General features: G+C 64.3%; 21 protein-coding genes and 2 tRNA genes. 4 read left to right on the top strand and 19 right to left on the bottom strand.

The window, feature by feature from the left end:
* Positions 1–214: 214 nt before the first annotated feature.
* Positions 215–290 (bottom strand) — tRNA-Glu (locus tag MSKU9_RS14585).
* 67 nt (positions 291–357) lie between these two features.
* Positions 358–714, bottom strand: a complete 357-nt coding sequence (locus tag MSKU9_RS14580) for a hypothetical protein (protein WP_141262107.1) — start codon at positions 712–714, stop codon at positions 358–360.
* A 48-nt stretch (positions 715–762) separates the two neighbouring features.
* On the opposite strand from MSKU9_RS14580, the gene MSKU9_RS14575 reads away from it, so the two are divergent.
* Together MSKU9_RS14575 and rpoH are read left to right on the top strand one after the other, a co-directional pair.
* Positions 763–1,734, top strand: a complete 972-nt coding sequence (locus tag MSKU9_RS14575) for an RluA family pseudouridine synthase (RefSeq protein WP_141262106.1) — start codon at positions 763–765, stop codon at positions 1,732–1,734.
* A 242-nt stretch (positions 1,735–1,976) separates the two neighbouring features.
* Complete coding sequence (gene rpoH / locus MSKU9_RS14570; protein ID WP_141262105.1) at positions 1,977–2,879, top strand: RNA polymerase sigma factor RpoH; 903 nt, start codon at positions 1,977–1,979, stop codon at positions 2,877–2,879.
* A gap of 175 nt (positions 2,880–3,054) precedes the next feature.
* Here rpoH and MSKU9_RS14565 read toward each other — a convergent pair whose 3' ends face one another.
* From MSKU9_RS14565 to argC, 5 genes are all read right to left on the bottom strand, one after another.
* Positions 3,055–4,344 carry an adenylosuccinate synthase gene (locus MSKU9_RS14565; RefSeq protein WP_141262104.1) on the bottom strand — a complete coding sequence of 430 codons (1,290 nt, stop codon included), beginning with the start codon at positions 4,342–4,344 and terminating at the stop codon, positions 3,055–3,057.
* An 85-nt stretch (positions 4,345–4,429) separates the two neighbouring features.
* Positions 4,430–5,581 carry an ATP phosphoribosyltransferase regulatory subunit gene (locus MSKU9_RS14560; RefSeq protein WP_141262103.1) on the bottom strand — a complete coding sequence of 384 codons (1,152 nt, stop codon included), beginning with the start codon at positions 5,579–5,581 and terminating at the stop codon, positions 4,430–4,432.
* A gap of 77 nt (positions 5,582–5,658) precedes the next feature.
* Positions 5,659–6,840 carry a phosphoserine transaminase gene (locus tag MSKU9_RS14555; protein ID WP_162853827.1) on the bottom strand — a complete coding sequence of 394 codons (1,182 nt, stop codon included), beginning with the start codon at positions 6,838–6,840 and terminating at the stop codon, positions 5,659–5,661.
* Between the two features lie 55 nt (positions 6,841–6,895).
* Positions 6,896–6,979, bottom strand: a tRNA-Leu gene (locus MSKU9_RS14550).
* A 74-nt stretch (positions 6,980–7,053) separates the two neighbouring features.
* The gene (gene argC / locus MSKU9_RS14545) at positions 7,054–7,989 is read right to left on the bottom strand and encodes an N-acetyl-gamma-glutamyl-phosphate reductase (protein ID WP_141262101.1); all 936 of its coding nucleotides are present in this window, start codon (positions 7,987–7,989) and stop codon (positions 7,054–7,056) included.
* Between the two features lie 97 nt (positions 7,990–8,086).
* Here argC and mazG point away from each other — a divergent pair, with 97 nt between their 5' ends.
* Positions 8,087–8,881 (top strand): nucleoside triphosphate pyrophosphohydrolase, encoded by a 795-nt coding sequence (gene mazG / locus MSKU9_RS14540; protein WP_141262100.1) that lies wholly within the window; start codon positions 8,087–8,089, stop codon positions 8,879–8,881.
* Between the two features lie 105 nt (positions 8,882–8,986).
* Here the strand turns inward: mazG and MSKU9_RS14535 are convergent, their stop codons facing one another.
* From MSKU9_RS14535 to dusB, 8 genes are all read right to left on the bottom strand, one after another.
* Positions 8,987–9,826 (bottom strand): inositol monophosphatase family protein, encoded by an 840-nt coding sequence (locus MSKU9_RS14535; RefSeq protein WP_141262099.1) that lies wholly within the window; start codon positions 9,824–9,826, stop codon positions 8,987–8,989.
* A 107-nt stretch (positions 9,827–9,933) separates the two neighbouring features.
* The gene (gene hflX, locus MSKU9_RS14530) at positions 9,934–11,244 is read right to left on the bottom strand and encodes a GTPase HflX (protein WP_141262098.1); all 1,311 of its coding nucleotides are present in this window, start codon (positions 11,242–11,244) and stop codon (positions 9,934–9,936) included.
* Complete coding sequence (gene hfq / locus MSKU9_RS14525) at positions 11,241–11,522, bottom strand: RNA chaperone Hfq (RefSeq protein ID WP_141262097.1); 282 nt, start codon at positions 11,520–11,522, stop codon at positions 11,241–11,243. Before hfq ends, hflX begins: the two co-directional genes overlap by 4 nt.
* A 125-nt stretch (positions 11,523–11,647) precedes the next feature.
* Positions 11,648–13,039 (bottom strand): nitrogen assimilation response regulator NtrX, encoded by a 1,392-nt coding sequence (gene ntrX, locus MSKU9_RS14520; RefSeq protein WP_141262096.1) that lies wholly within the window; start codon positions 13,037–13,039, stop codon positions 11,648–11,650.
* Positions 13,029–15,290 carry a sensor histidine kinase NtrY-like gene (locus MSKU9_RS14515; RefSeq protein WP_370685936.1) on the bottom strand — a complete coding sequence of 754 codons (2,262 nt, stop codon included), beginning with the start codon at positions 15,288–15,290 and terminating at the stop codon, positions 13,029–13,031. Before MSKU9_RS14515 ends, ntrX begins: the two co-directional genes overlap by 11 nt.
* 2 nt (positions 15,291–15,292) lie before the next feature.
* Positions 15,293–16,744 carry a nitrogen regulation protein NR(I) gene (gene ntrC / locus MSKU9_RS14510; protein ID WP_141262094.1) on the bottom strand — a complete coding sequence of 484 codons (1,452 nt, stop codon included), beginning with the start codon at positions 16,742–16,744 and terminating at the stop codon, positions 15,293–15,295.
* A 35-nt stretch (positions 16,745–16,779) separates the two neighbouring features.
* Positions 16,780–17,919, bottom strand: a complete 1,140-nt coding sequence (locus MSKU9_RS14505) for a two-component system sensor histidine kinase NtrB (protein ID WP_141262093.1) — start codon at positions 17,917–17,919, stop codon at positions 16,780–16,782.
* Between the two features lie 2 nt (positions 17,920–17,921).
* The gene (gene dusB, locus MSKU9_RS14500; RefSeq protein ID WP_141262092.1) at positions 17,922–18,983 is read right to left on the bottom strand and encodes a tRNA dihydrouridine synthase DusB; all 1,062 of its coding nucleotides are present in this window, start codon (positions 18,981–18,983) and stop codon (positions 17,922–17,924) included.
* Positions 18,984–19,221: 238 nt separating this feature from the next.
* Here dusB and ispF point away from each other — a divergent pair, with 238 nt between their 5' ends.
* Positions 19,222–20,391: a 2-C-methyl-D-erythritol 2,4-cyclodiphosphate synthase gene (gene ispF / locus MSKU9_RS14495; RefSeq protein WP_141262213.1), complete on the top strand. Its 1,170-nt coding sequence runs from the start codon at positions 19,222–19,224 to the stop codon at positions 20,389–20,391.
* 108 nt (positions 20,392–20,499) lie between these two features.
* Here the strand turns inward: ispF and MSKU9_RS14490 are convergent, their stop codons facing one another.
* Genes MSKU9_RS14490 through MSKU9_RS14475 form a run of 4 tightly spaced genes read right to left on the bottom strand, consistent with a single transcriptional unit; the run spans position 20,500 to position 26,142 of the window.
* Complete coding sequence (locus MSKU9_RS14490; protein ID WP_141262091.1) at positions 20,500–21,273, bottom strand: ATP12 family chaperone protein; 774 nt, start codon at positions 21,271–21,273, stop codon at positions 20,500–20,502.
* On the bottom strand, positions 21,270–23,747 hold the full coding sequence (locus tag MSKU9_RS14485) for an AsmA family protein (protein WP_141262090.1): 2,478 nt from the start codon (positions 23,745–23,747) through the stop codon (positions 21,270–21,272). Before MSKU9_RS14485 ends, MSKU9_RS14490 begins: the two co-directional genes overlap by 4 nt.
* A 32-nt stretch (positions 23,748–23,779) precedes the next feature.
* Positions 23,780–24,757: an RluA family pseudouridine synthase gene (locus MSKU9_RS14480; RefSeq protein ID WP_141262089.1), complete on the bottom strand. Its 978-nt coding sequence runs from the start codon at positions 24,755–24,757 to the stop codon at positions 23,780–23,782.
* Positions 24,754–26,142 (bottom strand): replication-associated recombination protein A, encoded by a 1,389-nt coding sequence (locus MSKU9_RS14475; RefSeq protein WP_141262088.1) that lies wholly within the window; start codon positions 26,140–26,142, stop codon positions 24,754–24,756. Before MSKU9_RS14475 ends, MSKU9_RS14480 begins: the two co-directional genes overlap by 4 nt.
* Positions 26,143–26,179: the final 37 nt, after the last annotated feature.

Below are 26,179 nucleotides of genomic sequence, written 5' to 3'. Positions count from 1 at the left end.
CAAAACAGGTTCATGACATACGGCCAGAGTCCGCTGCCCGTGCCTGATTTACAAAAATGATGACGTTCCCTGCCTGTGGCCGCGCGCCATATGCACTTTATCATGCCGCGATGATATGGCGGAGCCAGCCTGCATGCGGACTACTGGATGTCCGTCATCATCCGGCCACGCAGGCAGGTTGCCCATTGCATAACGAAAAACCGTGGGAAATATCTGGCGTCCCGTACGGGATTCGAACCCGTGTTGCCGCCGTGAGAGGGCGGTGTCCTAGGCCTCTAGACGAACGGGACAAAGGCCGGTGCCGCGTTCTATGCGATCACCCGTGGGGATGCAAGGAAAGAATTGTGGCCCATCCCATCAGGGGCGGCCAACCACCAGTCGGGCCACGATACGTCGGCCTGCCGGGTCCCACACCACCACACGGTCCGCACCACCACCACTCAGCACCACCGCCAGCAGCCCATCAGGGCGGGCCGTCACCGCCTGCACATGTGTGCCCGGCGCTTCATCCATCACCAGATCCCCCGGCACGCCTGGCCCTGCAACGACCGGCGCAGCTACCGTTACCATCCCGGCCACTGCAGCGGTCGGGGCGGGCACCGGGTGCATCATGCGATGCACCAGCACGCCCACCAGCGCCAGCGAGCCTATGAACAGCAGAACCCCCATGCCGATCACCGCCGCAAGCAGCGCCCGCGATCCCTGTTTTTCCATTATGTGCTTTCCGTTCCCGAATACCGTTTTTTCCGATAGACACATGCCATGAGTGACACTGCCCCCCCACCCCCCGTCATCGCCACCGCCGATGACGCAGGCCAGCGCACGGACCGCTTCATGGCCAATGCGGTCGAAAGCCTTTCGCGCTCACGCGTCAAGTCGCTTATGGAAAGCGGGCACCTGTTGCGCAATGGCAGCCCGCTGCGTGATCCGGCGGAACCCGTGCGGGCAGGCATGTGTTATGAAATTCACATCCCCCCCGCAATCCCCACCACGCCACAGGGGCAGGATATCGCACTGGACATATTATATGAGGACCGCGACCTGATCGTGCTGGACAAACCTGCGGGCATGGTTGTCCACCCCGCCCCGGGCAATGAGGACGGTACCCTGGTCAACGCCCTGCTGGCCCACTGCGGCGAAGGGCTGACCGGAATCGGGGGCGAAAGGCGGCCGGGAATCGTCCACCGGCTGGACAAGGACACATCGGGCATCATGGTGGCGGCCAAGACCGAAATGGCGCATCAGGCACTTTCCCTCGCCTTTGCCGAACGCAGGATCGACCGGGCTTACCAGGCCGTCTGCTGGGGCATCCCCTCGCCTGCCAACGGCTCGTTCGATGGCGCGATCGGACGTGACCGACGCGATCGCAAGCGCATGGCGGTGATTGCCAACGGCGGTGGCAAGGTGGCGCTGACCCATTACCGGGTGCTGGACACGTTCCATGGCGGCCTGGCCCATGTGGAATGCAAACTTGCGACCGGGCGCACTCACCAGATCAGGGTACATTTCGCCCATGCCGGGCACGCGCTGGTGGGCGACCCTGTCTATCTGCGCCGGATTCCGGCCGCTGCCCGTGGCCTGCCGCCCGCAGCGAAAGAGGCGGCACTGGATTTTCCCCGTCAGGCGCTTCACGCCCGCAGGCTGGGATTCGTTCATCCCCGCACAGGCGAGCAGATGCTGTTCGAGACCGCTCCACCGGAAGACTTCCGTCACCTGCTGTCCAGTATTGCCTGATTTGCAGGCATATTCATTGACACAATGGGGCGAAATGCCTATGTTCGGTGATTGTTCGCCGGGGCCGACGCCCCCAGGCTAACTGGACGTCCTGTATAAAACTGCCCATGACGGGGGTCATATACAGGGACGTGAGATGTCCAGTCGTGCGTCTAGCAGAGAGACGATGCAACCCTTCCGGTCACGGTTACGTTAGACCGGGTTAAAGCTGTCCCGTCCCTCTGGAACAGGAGTCCGTTACAATGGCCTCTTCTGCTTCTGCCCTTATTTCCGGTCCCGAAAACAACCTGTCCAAATACCTTCGGGATATCCGCAAGTTTCCCATGCTCTCCCCCGAGGAGGAGCTTCGTCTGTCGCGCCGCTGGAAGGACAAGGGCGACACCGAAGCCGCGCATAAGCTTGTCACCTCCCACCTGCGTCTCGTCGCCAAGATCGCCATGGGCTATCGCGGTTACGGCCTGCCGGTGGGCGAACTGATCAGCGAAGGCAATATCGGGATGATGCAGGCGGTCCGCCGGTTCGACCCCGACCGTGGCTTCCGTCTGGCGACATATGCCATGTGGTGGATCCGTGCCGCGATACAGGAATACATCCTGCATAGCTGGTCACTGGTGAAGATCGGCACAACCGCTGCACAGAAAAAACTGTTCTTCAACCTGCGTCGCCTCAAGGGGCAGATGCAGGCCATTGATGATGGTGACCTGCAGCCCGAACAGGTCAACAAGATCGCCCAGTCCCTCGGCGTGCCCGAACAGGACGTGGTGAACATGAACCGCAGGCTTGCCGCCCCCGACCATAGCCTGAATGCGCCGCTGCGTATGGATGGCGAGGGGGAATGGCAGGACTGGCTGGTTGATGACAACGACAACCAGGAAGAAACCCTTGCCCAGAGCGAGGAATATTCCGGCAGGCAGGCACTTCTGGCCAATGCCATGAAGTCACTGAACGACCGTGAACGTCATATCCTGACCGAACGGCGGCTCAAGGACGAACCGGCGACGCTGGAAGAACTGTCCCATGTCTACAACATCTCGCGCGAGCGCGTGCGCCAGATCGAGGTCCGTGCCTTTGAAAAAGTGCAGACCGCGATGAAGGCGGAAGTCGCCACCCGCCGCGCGAAACACGAGGCACAGCCCGAAGCCTGACCACCTGACCATCTTTTCCCGATAAAAAAGCCCCGCACGCTTCTGGCGTTGCGGGGCTTTTTTTGTCTGTGACGGCCATAATAAAGAAGTTTCTGGTGCAGCTTTTTCAAAAAGCTTCAAAGAACGCCGCCTTTTTTCAAAAAGGCGGCGCCCAGAAACTTTCATGACCTTTCGATCAGTCCTCGAACGGATCACGCATCAGGATGGTGTCATCACGTTCGGGGCTGGTGGACAGCAGGGTCACAGGTGCTTCAACCAGTTCCTCAATCCGACGGACATACTTGATGGCCTGCGCGGGCAGTTCGGCCCAGGAGCGCGCGCCCTTGGTGCTGTCCTTCCAGCCTTCCATCGTCTCGAATACCGGGCGGATACGCTGCTGCGCGCCGGGGGCTGACGGGAAGGACGTAATCTTCCTGCCATCCAGTTCGTAACCGACGCAGATACTGATTTCGTCCAGACCGTCAAGCACATCCAGCTTGGTCAGTGCCAGGCCGTTCACGCCACCCACGCGCACCGCACGGCGCACCAGCACGGCGTCAAACCAGCCACAGCGGCGGGGGCGGCCCGTCACGGTACCGAATTCATGCCCGCGCTCACCCAGCGTACGGCCCATCTGGTCATGCAGTTCGCTGGGGAACGGCCCCTCACCCACGCGCGTGGTGTAGGCCTTGGCGATACCCAGCACGAAACCGATGCTGGTGGGCCCCACACCAGCACCCGTACCCGCATTGGCCGCGACAGTGTTGGAACTGGTCACGAACGGGTAGGTACCGTGGTCCACGTCCAGCATCACGGCCTGCGCGCCCTCGAACAGGATGCGCGAACCACTGCGGCGGCTGTCATCCAGCAGGTCCCATACCGGGGCCATGAAGGGCAGCACACGGGGCGCTACGCCGTTGAGGAAGTCCAGCAGTTCCTGCTTGGTAAACGTATCCGCGCCAAGACCCTTCAGCAAGGTGTTGTGGTGCAGCAGCAGTTCGTCCAGCTTCCAGTCCAGCGTTTCCGGTTCGGCCAGATCACACAGGCGGATGGCGCGACGGGCCACCTTGTCTTCATACGCCGGGCCGATGCCACGGCCCGTGGTGCCGATCTTGCGCTCGCCGCGCGCGGCTTCACGCGCACGGTCCAGCGCGCCATGCACGGGCAGGATCAGAGGCGCGTTTTCAGCAATCTTCAGCGTCTCGGGCGTGACCTTCAGGCCCTGCGCCGTTACGCGATCGATTTCCTTCAGCAGCGCTTCGGGATCAACCACCACGCCATTGCCGATTACGCCCATCTTGCCACGCACCAGGCCGGACGGCAGCAGGGACAGCTTGTAGGTCTGCTCGCCCACAACCAGCGTATGGCCCGCATTGTGGCCACCCTGGAAACGCACGACCACGTCGGCCCGGCTGGCCAGCCAGTCCACAATTTTTCCCTTGCCCTCGTCACCCCACTGGGTGCCGATCACGGTGACGTTGGACATTTCATGCTCCTTGATATGCTGACCGACCGGAACACAGGCAACCAGCCGGAAAAAACCCTGTTATTTTAAACGACTAACAAAAACTTCAGATGCCATCCACCGGCATGGGCTGACCATCAACCACCACCAGCGCGCAGGACAGGCGTTGCGCCTCGGCCCGCGCATCACCTTCATCGCCCAGCGCGCTGACGGTGGCATAGCCCCCCGCACGCAGGCTGGCGCCCACCTCTGGCACTGTCCCCCACGGCAGGAACACACGTGTCCGGCATGGCAGCGGCGGGGCCGCGCGCAGGATAATGTCTGGCCGCAGGGTCAACCCGCAGGCCGGTTCATCATTATTGGACAGGTAACGGCCGCCCCGACCCAGTTCTTCGCGCTGGCCTGCGGCATATACGCTGACGCATACGCCGGTATGGTACTGCCAGCCACGGAATTCCACCGGGTCCACTGTCAGGCGGATGCCCGGTACACGCGCCTCGATCGCGGCGACCGTGGCCGCCAGCCGGGCGCTGTGAACGCGTACTGCGGGCGGCAGATCCACCGCCGCCAGTTCCGCAAGCGCCCCATGGGCCGGACCGGCCGCATGCAGCAGGCGGATCAGCACCGGGGCCAGATCGCCGCCATGACGTTCCACGGCGGCAGCATCCTTGCGATCCAGCGCGCGCATCAGCATCCCGCGCACATGCGCATCAAAGCCCCCGGCATCCACCAGCGCAGTGGTCAGCGCGGGCATGGTCAGGTCAAAGGACACGCCCTGCACCCGCAACGTGGCAAGACATTCGGCTGCAAGCGCCACGATTTCCGCATCTGCTTCCGGCTGGTCAGGACCAATCAGTTCCACCCCGGCCTGCGAGATCTGGCGTTCGCCATCGCCCCGGTTACTGTCCATGAGGATACACGGCCCGGCATAGGCCAGACGCAGGGGACGCGGCACATCGGGCAGCCGTGTTGCGGCAATGCGCGCGATCTGGGGCGTCATGTCGGGACGCAGCGCCATCATGCGCCGCGTGTCAGGATCCATCAGGCGAAAGGTCTGTTCCGCCACGGCAGCACCCGAACCCGATAGCAGCGTTTCCTCGAATTCCAGCAGCGGTGGCGTTACGCGATCATACCCATGGGCCGCGAAAACGCGCATCAGCGTCTCAACCCCCGCCGCCTCGGCCTCGGCCTCGGGGGGGAGCCTGTCCACGAAGCCTGCGGGCAGCAGCGCGGGGTTGAACGGCGGATCATCAGTCATATCGGGGGCCTATCGTGCTGCATCATGCCCGCAGTGACAGCCGGGGCATGATGGATCAGACATGGAAAGCGGAAAGATCAGACGTGCTGGGCGCGCACCTGCTCATAAGCCCAGTCCAGCCACGGCAGAACCGCGCGCAGGTCAGCGGATTCAACCGTGGCCCCACCCCACAGCCGCAGGCCCGGCGGCGCGTCGCGGTAGCTGCCCACGTCCATCGCCACCCTTTCCTTGCCCAGCAGGGATACGATCTTCTTGGCCGCCGCCGTCTGGCCCGCGTGGTCCAGAGCAGTAAACCACGGGGCGACAATACGCAGGCAGATGGCCGTGCTGGAACGATGCGCAGGGTCGGGGGCAAGAAACCGCGCCCACTCGGACCGTGCTTCCCACTCGGCAATGACGGCAAGGTTGGCTTCGCTGCGCGCGACAAGCCCTTTCAGGCCACCGACGCTTTCTGCCCATTTCAGGCCATCCAGCGCATCTTCCACGCACAGCATGGACGGCGTGTTGATCGTGTCGCCACGGAAGATACCGTCAATCAGGCCCTTGCTGTTGGTCAGGCGGAAAATCTTGGGCAATGCGCGGGGAGCAGGCGTGGACACCAGCCGTTCCACCGCACGCGGCGACAGGGCCAGCATGCCGTGGGCCGCTTCACCACCCAGTACTTTCTGCCATGACCATGTGACCACATCCAGCTTCTCCCACGGCAGGTCCATGGCAAAGGCGGCGGATGTCGCGTCACATATCACCAGCCCGTCGCGCAGCATGGGAATGGTGGCGTCATATGGCAGGCGCGCACCCGATGTCGTGCCGTTCCATGTCAGCACCACGTCGCGTGCCCAGTCCACCTGCGACAGGTCGGGAATTTCACCGTAATCGGCCTTCAGCACGCGGGCATCGGGCAGTTTCAGCTGGGCTATGATGTCGTTGGCCCATGTGGCGGAAAAGCTTTCGAATGCCAGCACGTCCACCGGGCGGGTGCCAAGGATGGACCACAGCACCATTTCAACAGCACCCGTATCGGACGCGGGCACGATGCCCAGCACCCAGTCATCCGGCATGCCAAGGATGGCTTTGGAGCGGGTAATGACCTCGTTCAGCCGTGCGCGCCCTTCGGTCGAACGATGCGAACGCCCCACCAGCGCATCCGACAGGGCATGGAGCGACCAGCCCGGGCGCTTGGCGCAGGGACCGGAAGAAAAGCACGGATTGGCAGGCCGTACGGACGGCTTTGCAGTAAGGGCTTCAGGCAAGGGAGACATCGTCCTGTTCGCGGCACGGGCAAAGGGACAGCAACACCGGGGCGGTGCGCCAGACTGGTGCGAGAGGGGGGATTCGAACCCCCATGCCTTTCGGCGGTCGATTTTGAGTCGACTACGTCTACCGTTCCGTCACTCTCGCATACAGGCAGCCCGCCCTGTGTGGGACGGAATACCACGGCAATCAGTCCAGGGACGTCTTGCGGACCCGCTATATCACACGGGCGGCGGCGGTTCCAGCCCAAGCATCAGCGCCACATTCTGCAGTGCGGCGCCCGATGCGCCCTTGCCCAGATTGTCCAGCCGCGCGGTCAGCACGGCCTGCCGCAGTGCGTCATCGCCATGCACGCGCAGTTCCATCCGGTCAGTACCCGCCAGCGTATCCGCCACCAGTCTGGCGCACGGATCAGCCACGGTGATGCGGTCCGAACCCCTGTAATGCGCGACCAGCGCCGCATGCAGGTCCGCAATCATGACCCTGCCGGGCAGGCGGTCCAGATGCAGCGGTACGGATACGATCATCCCCTGCGGAAAATGCCCGACCGACGGGACAAAGACCGGCTGCTGCGCCAGACCGGCATATAGCCGCATTTCCGGCATATGCTTGTGGCCAAGACCCAGCCCGTACAGTTCAAACGCCGGGCCGCCGTCACGCTCATGCGCCTCGATCATGCCGCGGCCGCCACCGCTATAGCCACTGACGGCATTCACGCACACAGGGTAATCGGCCGGCACCAGCCCCGCCCTGACCAGCGGACGCAGCAGGCCGATAAGCCCGGTGGGATAACAGCCGGGGTTGGAAACACGGGCGGCGGCCCGGATGGCGGCAGGCTGTGTCGCATCCATTTCGGGAAAGCCGTAAACCCATGTCGGGTCGGCGCGGAACACGGTGCTGGCATCCAGTATGCGTGGCGCGTCGCTGCCCATGGCGTCGGCCATGGCCACGGCTTCCTTCGCCGCCGCATCAGGCAGGCACAGGATGACGACATCGACCGCCGCCATCATCTCCCGCCGGGCATCGGGGTCCTTGCGGCGGGCGGGATCGATGGAACGCACCGTGACGGGCAGGTGGCGCAGGCGATGGCGGATGCCCAGTCCCGTCGTGCCCGCTTCGCCATCGATAAAGACCGTTGCCTGTCCGTTGCTGCTCATGTTCGGTATGTCCTGATAAAAACTTCCCGCCTCGGGATGCGCGATCTATACAAAACCTGTGCCCGACCGCAATACAAACAGGCAGGACTTCCCACCCATGCACGATGCTTCTTCCGCCCTTGTCCGCCTGCTGGACATCATGGCCCGCCTGCGTGACCCGCAGACCGGCTGCCCGTGGGACCGGGAACAGGATTTCGCCTCCATCGCGCCCTACAGTATTGAAGAGGCGTATGAAGTCGCGGATACCATCGCACGTGAAGACTGGGACGGCCTGCCTGACGAACTCGGCGATCTTCTGCTGCAGGTCGTCTATCACGCGCAGATGGCCGATGAAAAAGGCATGTTCGACTTCGCTACCGTAGCGCGCATGATTGGCGACAAGATGGTCCGCCGCCACCCCCATGTCTTTGGCGACGCCCCGGCGGAAGCGGGCCAGTGGGAAACGGGCAAGGCGCAGGAACGGATGGCGCGCAACCGGGGTGGCACGCTGGATGACGTGCCGGTGGGCCTGCCCGCCCTGCTGCGCGCGCGCAAGCTGTCCGCGCGCGCGGCCCGCACCGGTTTCGACTGGGATACGGTGGGCGAGGTCGCGGCGAAGGTGGATGAGGAACTGGACGAACTGAAGATCGAACTGGAAAGCGGCGACCGGGCAAAAATATTTGATGAACTGGGCGATGTGCTGTTCACGCTGGCAACACTGGCACGCAAGCTGGACATGGACCCCGAAGCCTGCCTGCGTCAGGCCAATGCCAAGTTCACCCGCCGCTTTACCGCTGTCGAGCACGACCTCGCCGCCCGTGGCCTTGCACTGACGGACGTTGATGTCAAAACCATGGAAGAAGGCTGGCAGGCCGTCAAACGCCGTGAACGCGCAGCACAGCCACAGGACTGAACCGGCGCAAGCCACCAAAGGTTTCTGGTGAAGCTTTTTCAAAAAGCTTCAGGAAACGCCGCCTTTTAAAAAAAGACCGCACCCGAAAACTTTTACTTTTCCGATTCATGCAGCGGGAGTCAGCAGCAGATCACGCAGCGCCTGCCAGCTTGCCCTGTCCGGCGCATACAGCAGACCACCACTGCGGTCCGTGACACGGTAAGGCGAGCCGTCAAAATGCGCGCTGTAGCCGCCTGCTTCCGCATGGATCAGCCACCCCGCCAGATGGTCCCATGGCAGCGTGCGGTTGAACAGCAGGAAGTGACACCGCCCATCAACCAGCATCAGGTATTCATGGGCGGCACACCGGAAATCCCATGATCCGGCAACTTTCGGCAGATTATGCGTCACCACGTCACGCACGGGTGCGGGCAGATAACGCCATGACGCATTGCCCGACATATCCCGCGCGGGCACGGGGGCTGCCACATGCAGCCTGCGTTTGGTGCCCTTGCCGTCATGCAGCCATGCCCCCTGACCACGCGCGGCCAGAACAGCGATGTCACATACGGGATCGACAATGGCCCCGCCAATCACATCCCCCCGCGACACGGCGGATACCATGACGCCAAACAGCGGCACGCCTGCCGCGTAATTGGCGGTGCCATCAATCGGGTCGATCACGAAGGCAAGGTCCGCTGCCGCCAGACCGTCCAGCAGGGTGGGATCGGCCGCGACCGCTTCCTCCCCCAATACATGGGCATCGGGCCATGCGGCCCGCAGGGCGGCGGTCAGGTCACGTTCGGTCGCCTCATCGGCCACGGTCACGATATCCAGCGGCCCGCTCTTGGCACGGATGTCAGCACGGTCAAGGCAGCGGAAGGACGGCATGACGTGGCGCGATGCCGCACCCCGCATCATGTCCACCACATTGTGCATGTCCACCAGTGTGATCCGTGCCGTCATTGCCGCCCTCCGCTACGCGTGTCCGTCCTTCACTGCTGCCCATCCATGCGCCGGTGAAGACATATTTTCCACCCCGCCTGCGGTCACAGGACAGTCAGCATACAGGCCTAATCAAGCAGGCAGGTCACAATACGACCAAACTGCATCTCGAACCGCGCGCGGTTGGCAGGCGACAGGCGCACGGTCATTTCCACGCCGTCCTCCCCGTCCTCACGCTGCGTGACCTCGCCATGTTCATACAGCCAGGCCATCGCCGCCCCTTCGACCAGCGGCACTCGGTAGGCGACGACTTCCATCGCCCGCGTCATGCGTTCGTCGATCGCAGCCAGCAGGTCAGGCAGGCCGTCTCCTGTAATGGCGGAAATGACCACATTGCCCGGCCGTGCGCCCACCGCGTCACGCCCCCCCACCAGATCGGCCTTGTTCAGCACCTCGATCACACGGGACTGCCAGTCCTGTTCGATGGTGCCATTGCGGGCCATGCCTTCCAGCACCTCGATCACGTCACTGCGCTGCGATGCGCTGTCGGGATGCGAGACATCGCGCACGTGCAGGATGATGTCGGCTTCCGCCACTTCTTCCAGCGTCGCGCGGAAGGCCGCGATCAGTTCGGTCGGCAAGTCGCTGATGAACCCCACCGTATCGGACAGGATCACCCGCCGCCCCGATGGCAGCTGGATGCCGCGCATGGTGGGGTCAAGTGTGGCGAACAACTGGTCCTGCGCATACACACTGGCCCCGGTCAGTGCATTGAACAGGGTGGATTTGCCTGCATTGGTGTAGCCAACCAGCGCCACGATGGGAAACGGCACACGACGGCGCGCCTGACGGTGCAGGCCACGGGTGCGCCGGACCTGTTCCAGTTCGCGCTTCAGCCGCACGATCCGGTCACCGATCATCCGGCGGTCGGCCTCGATCTGGGTTTCGCCGGGACCGCCAAGGAAGCCGAAGCCACCTCTCTGGCGTTCAAGGTGGGTCCATGTGCGCACAAGACGGCTGCGCTGGTATTCCAGATGGGCCAGTTCAACCTGCAGCGTGCCCTCACGCGTGGCCGCGCGTTCGCCAAAAATATCAAGGATCAGCGCGGTCCGGTCGATCACCTTGCAGCCCAGCGCGCGTTCGAGGTTACGCTGCTGCACCGGGGTCAGGCGGGAATCGATGATGACAACAGTGATGTTGTCCGCCTTGACCGTTTCCTTGAGCGAATCCACCTGTCCGCCACCCAGCAGGGTCGCCGGCCTGCGCGCACGCAGCAGCAGCACCGCCTGGCACACGACCACCAGACCGATGGACGCGGCAAGGCCTACCGCTTCTTCCAGACGGGCTTCGGCCGCGCGGGCATCATCGTGCCGGTCGGGGCGCTCCCATGGCAGGATGACGGCAGCGCGCGTGGCGGACGGTGGCTGCGCCACCGTCACGACGGGCTGCCATCCGTGGCTGCACGCTCCTCTGTGCCATCCTCGGCTGGCGGTTCGAACAGGCTGACCGGGGTGGCCGGCATGACCGTGCTGATCGCGTGCTTGTAGACAAGCTGCGTGTGCCCGTCACGGCGCAGCAGGACGGAGAAGTTGTCAAACCAGGTGATGATTCCCTGAAGCTTGACGCCATTGACCAGGAAAATGGTAACCGGCGTTTTCGACCGGCGAACGTGGTTGAGGAACACGTCCTGGACATTCTGTGAAGGTTCTTTTGCCACGGCAGGGCCTTACTTGTTGCTTGTTGGGCGGAATCACACGGCACAGTCGCGTGTCATGCTACGGCGTTGCCACCGTCCGTATCACAGTTCGTTGTCTAGCAGTCATGGGCTGCGTGGGCAAAAGCTCATCCGGTGTTACGATCCTCGGACGTGACACCAAGCTGCTTCAGCTTTCGATGCAGGGCACTGCGCTCCATCCCCACAAAGCCCGCAGTACGACTGATGTTCCCCCCGAAACGCAGCAGCTGCGCCTGCAGGTACTGGGTCTCGAACAGATCACGGGCCTCACGCAGCGGCAGGCTCATCACATCCTCGTCAGAATCGAACTTGAGCAGCGCGGGCGCCCCATCCCCCACGGTGGAAGGCAGCATGTCGGCGCGGATCGGATCCGAACTGTTACCCGGCATCATGATCAGCAGGCGTTCCATGAGGTTGCGCAGTTCACGCACATTGCCCGGCCATTCATAGCTCTGTAACGCCGCAATCGCATCACCTGACAGTTCACGCAGCGGCAGGCCGGCATTTTCGGCCGCACGGTCAAGGAACATGCGGGCCAGTTCGGGTATGTCCTCGCGCCGTTCACGCAGGCTGGGAATGCGCAGCGGCACGACCGCAAGGCGGTAGTACAGATCCTCCCGGAAGCGCCCCATCGCGATTTCGGACTGCAGGTCGCGGTTGGTGGTGGCCAGCACGCGCACATCCACCTTGACCCGCCGCGCGCCACCAAGGCGTTCGAAGGTCTGGTCCTGCAGCGCACGCACGATCTTGCCCTGCGTTTCCAGCGGCATGTCGGAGACTTCGTCCAGAACCAGCGTGCCGCCATGCGCACGTTCCAGCACCCCGGTACGGCGGCCCGTGCCGTCATCCCCGCCTTCGATGCCGAACAGTTCCTCCTCGAACCGACCGGGGGCAAGGGTGGCGCAGTTGAGCGCGATGAACGGCCCTTCCGCCCGGCGGGAACTGGCATGGATCATCCGCGCCGCCACTTCCTTGCCCGTACCCGCAGCACCTGAAATCAGCACGCGCGACCCGGTGGGGGCCACACGGTCGATCTGGTTGCGCACGGCGGTAATGGCCGCACTTCGTCCCTCCAGCACCGTGCCTGAACCTGCGCGCAGGCGCAGTTCGGCATTTTCGCGTGCAAGGCGGGATGCCTCCAGCGCGCGGCGCACCACGACCAGCAGACGGTCGGCCTGGAAGGGTTTTTCGATAAAGTCATACGCACCGTGCTGCAGGGCGGCGACAGCGGTTTCGATCGTGCCATGTCCCGAGATCATGATGACCGGGATGGACGGCTCCTCCTTATGGAGGACATTCAGGATTCCCAGACCATCCAGCCGTGAACCCTGCAGCCATACATCCAGCACCACCAGCGAGGGCCGACGTTCCCGGAAGGCCGCAATGGCGGAATCGGAATCCGCCGCCAGCCGCGTCTCGTATCCCTCATCAGCCAGAATACCCTCGATAAGGAGCCGTATATCCGGCTCGTCATCGACGATCAGGATTTCATGCCCCATGGTCGTCCTTTATCGGCAAAATCAATGTCGACACAGCTCCCCTGCTCCCGGCGCGATCCGCAAGCCCGATGCTACCGCCATGATCCTCAAGAATCTTCTTGACGATCGCAAGGCCAAGTCCGGTTCCCTTGGGCTTGTGGGTCACATATGGCTCGGTCAACCGGGCGCGGTCCTCGACCGGCAACCCGATTCCATCATCCTCAACGCTCAGGATGACGTTCGGATCATCCTGCTTCAATGTAATACGGATCGTGCCGATCACGCCATCCCCGCCAGCCGCCCCGACTTCCGGACGCATGGCAATGGCGTCCGCCGCGTTCTGTAAAAGGTTGGTCAGCGCCTGCCCCACCAGCCTGCGGTCGCACCGGACCAGCGGGCCACGGTCGGGCAGGTGGACCTCATACAGGATTTCCGGGTGCGCGTTGCGCTGCAGGATCAGCGCCTCGCGCACGATACGCGACAGGTCCTCCATGCGCATGACCGGCTGCGGCATACGGGCAAAGGCGGAAAATTCATCCACCATGCGCCCGATATCCCCCACATGGCGGATGATGGTATCCACACACTGGGCAAATGTGTCGGGGTCGGATGATATCTCGCGCAGGAAGCGGCGCTTGAGCCGTTCGGCGGCAAGCTGGATGGGGGTAAGCGGGTTCTTGATTTCATGCGCGATGCGGCGGGCGACATCGGCCCACGCCGCCTTGCGCTGCGCAACCTGCAGGGCAGTTATGTCGTCAAAGGTGACGACATAGCCATCCGCGAAATCACCGGTCACCGTGCTCTGCATTTCCGCGCCGATTCGCACCAGCAGGGTACAGGCGCGCCCACCGGCCAGCACCTGCACCTCGCCCGTCAGTTCACGTCCACCCTGCTGGGCGATGCGTTCCAGCATGGTACCGAGTTCCGGCACCACTTCGGTCAGCGGACGCCCGACACTGGCCGCCATGTCACGCTGCAGCAGGACGCTGGCGGCACGGTTGGGCAGTTCGATCATGCCGTGCGAATCCAGCCCGATGACGCCCGCCGAAACCCCCGACAGCACGGCTTCGGTAAACCTGCGGCGTTCATTGATCTGGTTGGTGGCGTTGACCAGTTCCGCGCGCTGGGTCGCAAGCTGCGTTGTCATGCGGTTGAAGGCGCGTGACAGGCTGGAGACCTCGTCATCGCGCTCGCCCTCGGGCACGTTGCTGTCCAGATTGCCCTTGCTGACGCGTTCGGACGCCAGGATCAGCAGCCCCAGCGGACGCACGATCTGGTTGGCCAGCATGAGACCGATCAGGATCGCCGCCCCCAGCACCAGCACGGCCACAAGGGCGAAGATCAGCACGAAGGTGAACTGGATCTTGGCCCGGTTGCCGTTCAGGCGCTTGTAATCGGCCACCACCTGTTCGGTGCGGTGCATGTGTTCAAGGATATCGGGGTCCACCGGCCGTGCGATCATGAGCATGAGCGGCGGCGTATCCCCCAGGGTCACGACCGCACGGACGGTCTTTTCATCGGGCGAATCAAGGATCGCGATTTCGTTCGTCCGCGCCATGAGCGTTGCGGCGGGTGGCGGCAGGTCCTTCAGGTTGGCCGCCCGCCCCATCAGGCCGCCTGACGCCACGACGGTATTGGTGAACGGGTCATACACCACCGCCACGTCCAGACCGCGCAACGTGGCCTGCGAATCCAGCACCTGCGCCAGCGCGTCGGGATCATGCAAAAGGTCGCCCCCCGACCCGGACAGCCCGTTCTGCGCGCTGACAAGGTAGTTGGCCAGCGAGAACGCCTCGGTGCGGATATTGGCGTTATGTTCCTGCAGGTAGCCGCGTGATGTCTCCAGCGCCTCGTTCAGGGCGGTATTCACCCGGTCACTGAACCAGATCTGGATGCCGTAGTGAAAGAACACGGCGGCGAACGTGCCCACCACGATGGTCGGCGCCACCGCGACAATGCCAAACAGCGTGACCAGCCGCACATGCAGCCGTGCGCCTGCCAGCCCGCTGCGGCGTTCGGCCAGCACACGCCCGACCTTTTCCGTAAGCGAGGTCGCCAGCAGCAGCAGCACGAGAAAGTTCAGGATAAAGACCAGCGCCTGGATCTGCGGGTGATGGGCCAGCGACTTGCCACCCGACAGCACCACGAAGGTCGCGACCCCCAGCACCAGCGCCAGCAGCACCAGCACCAGCGCCACGTTGCGCCGCACCAGCATGTCCAGCCCCCGTCGGGCCAGCCGGTAGGCCATGCCGGGGCGTTGTGTCGCGTTCATGCTCACGCGCCGCCGCGCACGACCGGAATATCCAGGTCCCTGATTTTCTTGCGCAGCGTATTGCGGTTCAGCCCCAGCATGGCCGCGGCCCGGATCTGGTTCCCCCGCGTGGCTGCCAGCGTCATGGTAATCAGCGGGCGTTCGACCTCGGCAATGACCTTGTCGTAAATATCGCTCAGCGGCATCCCGTCCTGCCCGGATGCCAGAAAGCGGCGCAGGTGCCGTTCCACCGCCTCGGCCAGTGTCTCGGCAGTGCCGCCGCCCGCGCTTTCCCCTGGTGCTGCCGTATTGCTGGCCTCGGCCAGTTCGGCTGCGATGATGTCAGCGCCTATGCTTTCCTGTGGATGGAGTGCCGTGATGCGCCGCATGAGGTTTTCAAGCTCACGCACATTGCCTGGCCAGCGATAGGCCTGCAGCTGTGCCATCGCCTCGTCATCCAGTACGCGCACACTGCCGGCACCTTCGACGTTTTCATTCAGGAAATGCCGCGCCAGCAGGGGAATGTCCTCCACCCGTTCACGCAGGGGCGGCAGACGCATGGGCACCACGTTCAGGCGATAGTACAGGTCCTCGCGGAAGGTACCGGCCCGGATCGCCTGCCGCAGGTCACGGTGGGTGGCCGCTATGATGCGCACATTGGCGCGGATGGGCGTGGTGCCGCCCACGGTCGTGAACTCCCCATCCTGCAATACGCGCAGGAGGCGGGTCTGGGCTTCAGGCGGCATATCCCCGATTTCATCAAGGAACAGCGTGCCTCCCGCCGCCTGTTCAAACCGCCCGGCAACCCGGCTGGTCGCCCCGGTAAAGGCGCCGCGTTCGTGCCCGAACAGTTCGCTTTCGATCAGGTTGCGCGGGATGGCGGCCATGTTGATGGCGACAAACGGTCCGGTACGCCTGCGCCCGTAATCATGCAGGGCGCGGGCCACCAGTTCCTTGCCTGTGCCGCTTTCACCGTTGATCATCACCGTCAGGTCCGATGTCGTAAGGCGGGCAATGATGCGGTAGATGTCCTGCATCACCACCGACCGCCCGATCAGCGACATCTGTTCATCCGGCTGCGGCGGGGCCAGCGGCTGCACGGGGGTGGCGGGAGTGGCCAGCGCGCGGGCGACCACCGCCAGCACTTCCTTGAGGTCAAAGGGCTTGGGCAGATATTCGAACGCGCCGCGCTGGGTCGCCTTGACCGCCGTCATCAACGTGGACTGCGCACTCATGACCACAACGCGCAGGTCGGGGCGGATGCGGCGGATGCGCGGGATCAGGTCCAGCCCGTTTTCATCGGGCATGACAACATCGGTGATGACGAGGTCGCCCTCGCCTTCCTCCACCCACTGCCACAGGGTGGACGCCTGGGCGGTGGTGCGGACCTGATAGCCCCCACGCCCCAGCGCCTGGCTCAGCACCGTACGAATGGAGCGGTCATCATCAGCAACAAGAATGGTCGGCAGCGACATACGCTATAAATCTCTCAGGTCCAGTGGGGGGAACATCATGGTGTGTCCCGGCCCTCGGTCACGACAGGCAGGTGCAGCAGGACCTCGGTGCGGCCGGGCTGGCTTTCCACCTCGATCACGCCACCATGGTCGCCCACGATCTTGCCAGCCAGCGCCAGCCCCAGCCCGCTGCCCGTGGTCTTGGTTGTCAGGAAGGGTTCGAACAGGTGCGGGCGGATGTTTTCGGGAATGCCTGGACCGTTATCGCGCACCGACACCAGCAGCGGCAGCTGCACGCGCTGGCTGCCCGCCCCGGTGGAAACCCATATGCCGGGACGGTAGCTGGTGGTCAGGGTGATTTCGGGCGGGGCCGCGTCATCGGGATTTGCATGCAGGGCTTCGGCCGCGTTCTTGACCAGGTTAAGCAGCACCTGCACCAGCTGGTCACGGTTGCCCCATACCGGCGGCAGCGAAGGGTCATACACCTCGTGAAAGCGGATATCGGCGGCAAAGCCCTGCTGCGCCAGCCTGCGCACATGTTCCAGCACGCGGTGGATGTTCACGGGTCGACGGTCGATCGGCCGGTCGCTGAACATGTCCATCCGGTCCACAAGGTCACGGATGCGGTTGACCTCGTCCTGGATCAGGACCGCAAGCTCACGATCGGATTCGCCCACCGATGTTTCCAGCAGCTGGGCCGCCCCCCGGATACCCGATAGCGGGTTTTTGACCTCATGGGCCAGGATGGCCGCCATACCCGCGACACTGCGGGCGGCGGAGCGGAAGGTCAGCTGCCGGTCCAGCACGCGCACGGCTGAAAAATCATGGAAGGTCAGCACGACCGAACCGGGTTCTTCCATGACCGGCGCGCCCTGCACCGTCACCCCGTCATGGCGCAGGCGGGGGCTTTCCAGCGTGACTTCGTGTTCAACCACCGTATGGTCCTGCGCGCGGACCTGTTCCATCAGCAGAAACAGCGGACTGTCACCGGGCAGGATATCGGTCAGCCGCATCTGAACCAGATGCGCGCGCGACATGCCGAAAAACGGTTCCGCCGCGCTGTTTACATACCCGATGGCGTTATCCGCCCGCACAACCATGACCGGCAGCGCCAGCGAGTCGAGGATCACGCGCCCGTTGCCCATCACGTTATCGGGCGCGCACGGCACATGGGAAACAGGGGAAAGCGGACCCATCCTCATGCCGCCTGTGCCGCGGCCCTTTCCGCCCCTACGGTGGACGGGCGCGGCCCGCGCACATTGCCCGCTTCGATCTGGCGATCATAGAATTCATGGATCATGCCAATGGCCGCATCCACCGTATCGACCCGGTTGACTGCTGCGCGGAAACCCGCGGAATCCGGCAGGCCCGCCGAGTACCACGACACATGCTTGCGCGCGAGGCGCAGGCCAGGATGGGCGCCAAAATGGTCGATCATCATGCCGTAATGTTCCAGCACGATGGCTTTTTCCGCCGCAAGGTCGGGTTCGGGCACGTGTTCGCCATGCATGAGCGCGCGCGCAACCTGCGCCAGGAACCATGGACGGCCATAGCAGCCACGCCCGATCATGACGCCGCGCGCGCCAGAACGTTCCAGCGCCACGCGGGCATCTTCCACCGTCAGGATGTCGCCATTGACGATAACCGGCAGGTCCACCGCATCCACCACGTTACGGACGAAATGCCAGTCCGCCGTGCCGTTATAGAACTGCTGCCGGGTGCGGCCATGGACCGTCACCATGCGTATGCCCGATTCCTGTGCAATCCGCGCAAGTCTGGGGGCGTTCAGGCTGTTGTGGTCCCAGCCCATGCGCATCTTCAGTGTCACGGGCACATCCACCGCGCGGACCACCCCTTCCAGCAGGCGGGCGGCCTGTACCTCGTCGCGCATCAGCGCGGAGCCGGCCAGTTGCCCCACCGCCACTTTTTTCACCGGGCAGCCGAAATTGATGTCGATGATGTCCGCCCCGCGATCGACCGCAATCCGCGCGGCCTGCCCCATGGCGTCGGGGTCGCAGCCCGCCAGCTGCACGGAATTGGGGCCGTCATCCGCAACTTCAGCCATGCGCAGTGTGTTCTCGTTCTCCCGCACCATGGCCCATGACGCGATCATTTCGGACACGACCAGCCCCGCCCCCAGCCTGCGCGCCAGCCTGCGGAACGGCAGGTCGGTCACCCCGGCCATGGGCGCCAGAATGACGGGCGCCTGAAGGACGACCCCACCCCCCAGATCAATGGGCGACAGTAGCTGAGACGACATGAACCACGCTTCCCCGCCGAAAACCCCAGCCGCGCCCGATGGCGGCAGAAAGGCATGCCGGCTGCAATATCCACCAATAATGCTTATGATTTAGGCAGAATACCCTCTCCCGCCGCCCCGTGCAATCAGGTTCGGTGCATTGGGGAAACATTTTCGTGCAGGCCAATGCACCCGCGCGGGCAGTCAGTCCACGCTCAGTGCTTGACGCGCGGGCCACATGGCCGCATTGCTCCGCATCATGCGTGTTGCAGCCATCCTTCTCGCCGCGGGTCAGGGCAGCCGGTACAGCGCCCAGACCGCGACACCCCTCGCCAAGCAGTATGTCACGCTCGGCGGGCGACCCGTCATCCGCCATGCGGCGGATGCCCTTGCTCCTCATGTCGGCATGATCCAGCCCGTGGGCGATCCCGCCCTGCTGGCCAGTGCGCTGGAGGGGTTCGCCCCCACCGACTGCACGGTCCTGCCGATTGTTCCGGGCGGGGCCACGCGACAGGCCAGCGTCAGCGCCGGTCTGGACGCCCTTGACCGCCTGCCTGAAAACGCGCGTCCCGAACTGGTGCTGATCCATGACGGCGCGCGCCCCTACGTCCCGGCCGAGGTGACGCAGGGCGTGATCGCGGCACTGGAAAAGCACCCGGGCGTAATCCCCGCCGTGCCGGTGGCCGACACCATCAAGCGTGCGAAGGACGGAATCATTACCGATACCGTGCCCCGCACCGACCTGTTCCGCGCCCAGACGCCGCAGGGTTTCCGTTTCGCGCTGCTGCGTGACCTGCACCGCGCGGCCAGTGCCGCCGACGCCACCGATGACGCTGCCCTGCTGGAACAGGCGGGACACCACGTGGCCATCGTTCCCGGTTCGGAAGACAACATCAAACTGACCTACAAGGAGGATCTGGTGCGCCTGGAACGCCTGATCGGCCCGACCCTGCTGCCGCGCACCGGGACGGGCTACGACGTACACGCCTTTGCCGAAAACCGGCCCCTGATCATGTGCGGCATCAACGTGCCGCACACGCGCGGCCTTGCAGGCCACTCGGATGCGGATGTGGGCATCCACGCCCTGTGCGACGCCATTTACGGCGCACTGGCCGAAGGCGACATCGGCCGCCACTTCCCCCCCAGCCAGAATGAATGGAAGGACGCGGACAGCGCGCGCTTCCTGGTCCATGCGGGCGAACGCATCCGCCAGCGCGGCGGCATGCTGGTCAATGCCGATGTGACCCTGATCTGTGAACGCCCCAAGATTGGCCCCCATTCGGAAGCGATGCGCGCCCGTCTGGCCGAACTGCTGAAGGTTGATATCGACCGGATCTCGGTCAAGGCCACGACCTCCGAACGTCTTGGCTTTACCGGGCGCGAGGAAGGCATAGCCTGCCTGGCCAGCGCCACGGTGCTGGTGCCCTGATCGCCTGAGACGCAAAAAAAACGGCCCGGTGCAATGCCGGGCCGTTTCTGTTTGTAGACGACTGAAAATAAAGTTTTTAGGTGCTGCCTTTTCAGGCTGCCCTTTGCCTCAGGCCATATGGCACAGGCGCAGGAAACGCGATGCGTCAGTCACCTCGACCGCCGCCAGACGCAGGCTTTCTTCCTGCCTGTCATCCCTGCCCCATATCTCCATCTGGGTGCGTTCATCCACGGATGCGATCTCGGCTGCCTTCGCGGCAGACAGCGCGCCGGTCACGACCGCCAGCCCCAGCACGATGCTTTTCATGGCAGGCACCATCACACCCAGCGCCGCAAGCGTGGAATTATCCGTCTTTTCCAGTATGCCACGCCACGCCACATGCACCGCCTGCGATTGTGACAGGGGCATGATGCCCTGCGTCACCGCCATATCGATGCCATAACGGGCATGCAGCCACGCAAGCTGCGGGTCCCATTCCGCCTTCTGGCGCGCGCACAGCAGGGCGGGATAATCCGCGCGGTAGCACAGCAGTTCCCCATCCACGTAATGCAGCAGGGCGCTTACCTGCGCTGCCGGGTCGGGGGCGACGCGTTCAATCATGGTGCCGGCAATACGGGTCAATGGCAGGTCATCGGGGGTGAAATCTCCCCCTTTTTCTCCACCGGCATGCGCCCATTCATCGGCAATCGCACCGGCCAGCGCCCGGGACGTGACACACAGCGGCGTCCCGCCGGGCAGGCGGATGCCACGCCCGTCAAGTTCGACACTGAATCCGCCCTCCGCCGGGCGGGCGGCAGCCAGTGCCCAGAACCGCTTGCGCCTGCCCTGTGTCTGGGGTGTGGGGGGGCTTACCCCCTCCTTCATCCCGTTGCCCTGCGTCATTTCAGGATACCCAGCCCCTTCAGCAGGCCAGCCGCCTTCTTCACATCCGGTGAGGACTTGGAGTTGCCCAGCAGGCCCGCCGCACCAGAGGACTTTGCCTTGGGTGCCGCCGTCGTGGGTTCGGGGCCAGCCTGTCCCTCACGCGCGGCCTTCAGCGTCGCGGGACAGGGATCGACCGCCGCCTTGCTGTCCGAACCGCCCAGAAGCAGGCCGATGGCGTAACGGCCATCTGCGCCGCCATCCATCTTGGGACGGGGCGCGGAAAGCGTGCCCCCCACGCGCAGCGGCACGCTGGCCCCGGTGCCGCTGATCATGACCTGCGGCACAAGATGCAGGTCCAGGTCATGCGACACCATGCCCACCGTGCCCTTGCCGGTCACGGTCAGCGCATTGGTCTGCACGCCGATGGTGTCAACATTCGCCTTTTTGTCCGCCATGCTCATATGCAGGCCAAAGCAGCGCAGCGCGATCGGGCCGGAACCCAGCGCGCCACGCGCCGCATCCCCCAGCAGTTCACCCAGCGCGCTGCCGCTGACCGTGCCATTGACCATGGACACGCCAAGATGCCCGGTCATGGCGGTGCGCAGTTCGGTCGCGGTATTACCCTGCGTATGCACTTCACCCACAACCTGCAGCGCACCCTGCACCATGTTGGACAGGCCCGCCTTGCTTTCCAGCCATGTCGCCGGCAGCACCAGCGTGCCGATCGTGCCCGATACGGTGGGCACGCTGCCCGATGCATTGACTTCAAACTGGCCCGACAGGCGACGGCCGGTGCCTTCGGCCTGTAGCGGATCGACCTTCAGCAGCCCGTTACGCAGGCTGATATGGGTCAGGGCATTGTGGTATTCATCACCTTCGAATTCCAGCTGTGCCACAGTCAGGCGCAGGTCCGCATCCAGCTTGCGCAGCCGGTCGAACGGCAGCGTTTCGTCACTGCTTTTGCCATTCGCAGGCGCGACAGTGTTTGCGTCGGCCCTGGTGGTGGTCGTGTTACCCATCAGGGCATCCGCGTTCACCCAGCTTGCATCAAGCGCGCCACTGACCAGCGGCACGCCCGCATGCCCACCGTGAACCGACAGGTCCAGTGCCCCCTTGAGAGAGACCTGCGTGCTCTTGAGCGCAATATCCGAAAGCTGGAAATGCGCGCCGTTATCCTCGCTGACCAGATGGGTCGAGGCTTCCAGATGATCGATCACGGCACCATTGGGCAGCGGCAGCTTGCCTGCGGTTGCGTTGACATTAACCACCGCGCGCGACCCGCCCAGCGTGCCCGCGACACGCAGGCTGCCCGGATCACCCGACAGGTCCAGCGACAGCGGCAGCGGATCGGCCAGATGCGACAGCGCCGCCTGCTCCACCTGCTGCAGCGACCCCAGCGTGCCGGACAGTTTCAGCCCCTGTCCCTGCCATGTACCCTGGCTGCGGATGGTCACGGCATCCTTCGGACCCGGCGCGTCAACCGACAGCCCCTGCAATGTCAGGCCGGACAGGTACTGCCCGGCATCAACCGCGCCCGTGTCCAGATGCAGGGAATTGAGCAGCGGCGTGCTGCCTTCCTTGTCCGCCGCACTGCCATCAACCACGTTGGCCTTGATCGACAGACGCTGCGCGTCAGGCAGGCTCAGGCCGGGGACGAACGCCTCGATCGCCTTCAGGCTGGCGATATTGCCATCCAGCCTGATGTTGTAGCCCTTCATGTGGTCGGGGTCAGCCACCGTGCCATCCACCGCCAGCTGGCCGACCTGCTGCCCGCCAGCCCTGAACGCCGCCTGCAACGCAACCGGCCAGCCCGCCCGCGCGGTGGATGTCAGATTGATTGCACCCGTATGCCCCGCCAGCGTGAAGCTGCCGCTGTCATTATGGCCCGCCACGTCAATTTCGGGCTTTGCGCCATCAACATCCGACAGGTTGATATGATCCAGCACCACCTTGCCCCTGCTGCCCGACATCTGGTCGTCCCAGTCAAGGTCGGCATTGCTTATGCGGATGCTGCCGATCTGCACTTTCCAGTCGGACGCGGCCTGCGTGGTTTTGGTGTCAGCCGTGGCCGTGGCCTGCGCGCCGGTGGGCGACAGACGCCAGTTGGCCATACCCTTGTCGGTGCGTTCCAGATGGACGACAGGGTGGACCAGCTTCAGGTCTTCCAGCCGGATTTCATGGTGCAGCAGCGCCATCAATCCCACGCTGGCCTGCAGCTTTTCCGCCGTCACCATGTCGGTATAGGCCCCACCGGCCATGTCCGACAGCCCGACATCACTTACGGACAGCGACAGCGTCGGGAAGACATGCAGTTCCAGCCCCCCCATGCGCACCTTGCGACCGGTCTGCTTTTCAATCGCGGCAATGGCCTTGGTGCGCAGCGCATCAGGGTCCAGCATGGACTTGACCGCAAGCCCCGCCCCGCCCGCGATCACGACCAGCGCTGCGACCGAGCCAAGGAGTATGCGCCGTGCATTTCCGTTCTGTGCCATTTCAATTCCTGTCCTGTACCATTCTGGCCGCGCTAGCTGCGGCGGGGCTGCGCCGTGGCGGGTGCGACAAAACCGATCTGCCGGAATGTCTCACGCATGTGGGGGGGCAGGTCCGCCTCGACCACCAGCGTGCCACCTGCCGGGTGCGGCAGTTCCAGCCTGCGGGCATGCAGATGTAGCTTATCCGTAAAGCCCGTGACATGAGCTATGTCACCGCCATATTTCGGATCACCCAATATGGGGTTGCCCAGTGCCTCGCAATGCACGCGCAACTGATGGGTGCGGCCTGTCAGTGGTGACAGCGCCAGCCACGACAGCTTGCGCCCTGCCGCATCCAGCACCTCGTATTCCGACAGGGCATGCACCGCGTCCGCGTCACCGCGTTCGGCCACGACGCTGATAGCACCCGCACCCGCGCCCAGCTTGGTCAGCGGCTGGTCAATGATGCCCGTGGCAGGGCTGGGGCGGCCCACGACCACCGCCCAGTAGACCTTGTGCACGTCACGCCCCCGGAAGGCTGCCGCCAGCTTGGCCGCAACCCCGGGCGTGCGCGCGACCAGCAGCAGGCCGGACGTATCACGGTCAATACGGTGGACCAGACGCGGCCGCGGGTCATCGGGGTTTTCGCGCAGGCCATCAAGCAGCGCGTCGATATGGTGCGTGATGCCGGGACCGCCCTGCACCGCGATGCCCGCGGGCTTGTTCAGCACGATCACATGGTCATCACGATAGACGACCATTTTGTTGATCTCGCGCACCTGCCGTTCGTCCAGCGGCTTGACCGCCAGTGGCGGGGGACGGTTCGCATTGGGGATGGGCGGCACGCGCACGGCCTGCCCCGGTTCAAGACGGGTGGCGGCGGTGGCGCGTTTGCCATCCACGCGCACCTGCCCCGTGCGGCACAGCTTCTGCAGCGCACCCTGCGTCAGATGGGGGTAATGCCTGCGGAACCAGCGGTCGAGGCGGATATCGGCTTCGTCATCACTGACGGTAAGGGTAACGACACTCATGACCCACGGCTTTCGCGCACTCTGTTCCAACTGTCCAGTCGTCGTGCCACTTCACGTTCATATCCGCGCCCGGTGGGCTGGTACAGTTTCGGGCGGCGCATGCCATCGGGGAAGTAATTCTGGCCCGATATGCCACCTTCCGTATCGTGGTCATATTCATAGCCCTTGCCATAGCCGATATCCTTCATGAGCGTGGTCGGCGCGTTGAGGATATGGGCCGGGGGCATCAGGCTGCCGGTAGCGCGTGCCGCACGGCGGGCCATGTTGTAGCCTTTGTACACCGCATTGGACTTGGGTGCCGTGGCCAGATGCACCACAAGCTGCGCAAGCGCCAGTTCTCCCTCCGGCGACCCCAGCCGTTCGAAAGTCTCCCATGCGGCGACCGCCAGCGGCAGGGCCTGCGGGTCGGCCATGCCCACGTCCTCGGCGGCGAAACGGGTCAGCCTGCGGGCGATGTAGCGCGGGTCCTCGCCGCCTTCCAGCATGCGGGCGAACCAGTACAGCGCCGCATCCGGGTCCGATCCGCGCATGGATTTATGCAACGCGGAGATCAGGTTGTAATGCTCATCCCGGTCCTTGTCATACAGTGCCGCGCGACGTGCAAGCAGGCTGGACAGGCCACCGGGGTCCAGCGGCGCCTTCTGCGGTGGCAGGGCCAGAAGCTGCTCGACCATGTTCAGCAGGTAGCGCCCGTCGCCGTCCGCCATGGCGCGCAGGGTGGCACGGGCTTCGGGCGTCAGCGGCAGGGTCATGCCGGTCGCTGCTTCGGCGCGTTCCAGCAGTTTTTCCATCGCCGCGTCATCCAGCCGGTGCAGCACCAGCACCTGACAGCGTGACAGCAATGCGCTGTTGAGCGCAAAGGACGGGTTTTCCGTCGTGGCCCCCACCAGCACCACCGTGCCATCTTCCACCACCGGCAGGAAACCGTCCTGCTGCGCGCGGTTGAAGCGGTGGATTTCATCAACGAACAGCAAGGTGCCGCCGCCATTCGCACTTGTGCGCCGCGCATCCTCGAACGCGCGCTTGAGGTCAGCCACACCGGAAAACACCGCCGAAAGCTGCACGAAGCGCAGGCCCGCCGCATCGGCCAGCAGACGCGCGATGGTGGTCTTGCCCACACCCGGCCCGCCCCACAGGATCAGGCTGGCCAGCGACCCGCGCGCAAGCATCTGCCGCAGGCTGCCCTGCGGCCCGAGCAGGTGATCCTGTCCCACCACCTCATCCAGCGTGGTGGGACGCAGGCGGTCAGCCAGTGGCTGGGTGCGCGCGGGGGATCTGGATTCATGGGCCGGAAACGGGACCGGGCCACGCCTGTCCTGCTGTGGCGGGGGCGCGCCAAACAGGTCCGCCGGCTCGTTATCCATGCTGTCACGCCTGCCTGCCATATGCTCCTGCCTGTAATCATAGCGGCCCCACGTGGCG

It is taken from the genome of Komagataeibacter diospyri (assembly GCF_006538165.1).
Lineage (GTDB): Bacteria > Pseudomonadota > Alphaproteobacteria > Acetobacterales > Acetobacteraceae > Komagataeibacter > Komagataeibacter diospyri.
This window is presented reverse-complemented; position numbering and strand designations above follow the sequence as displayed.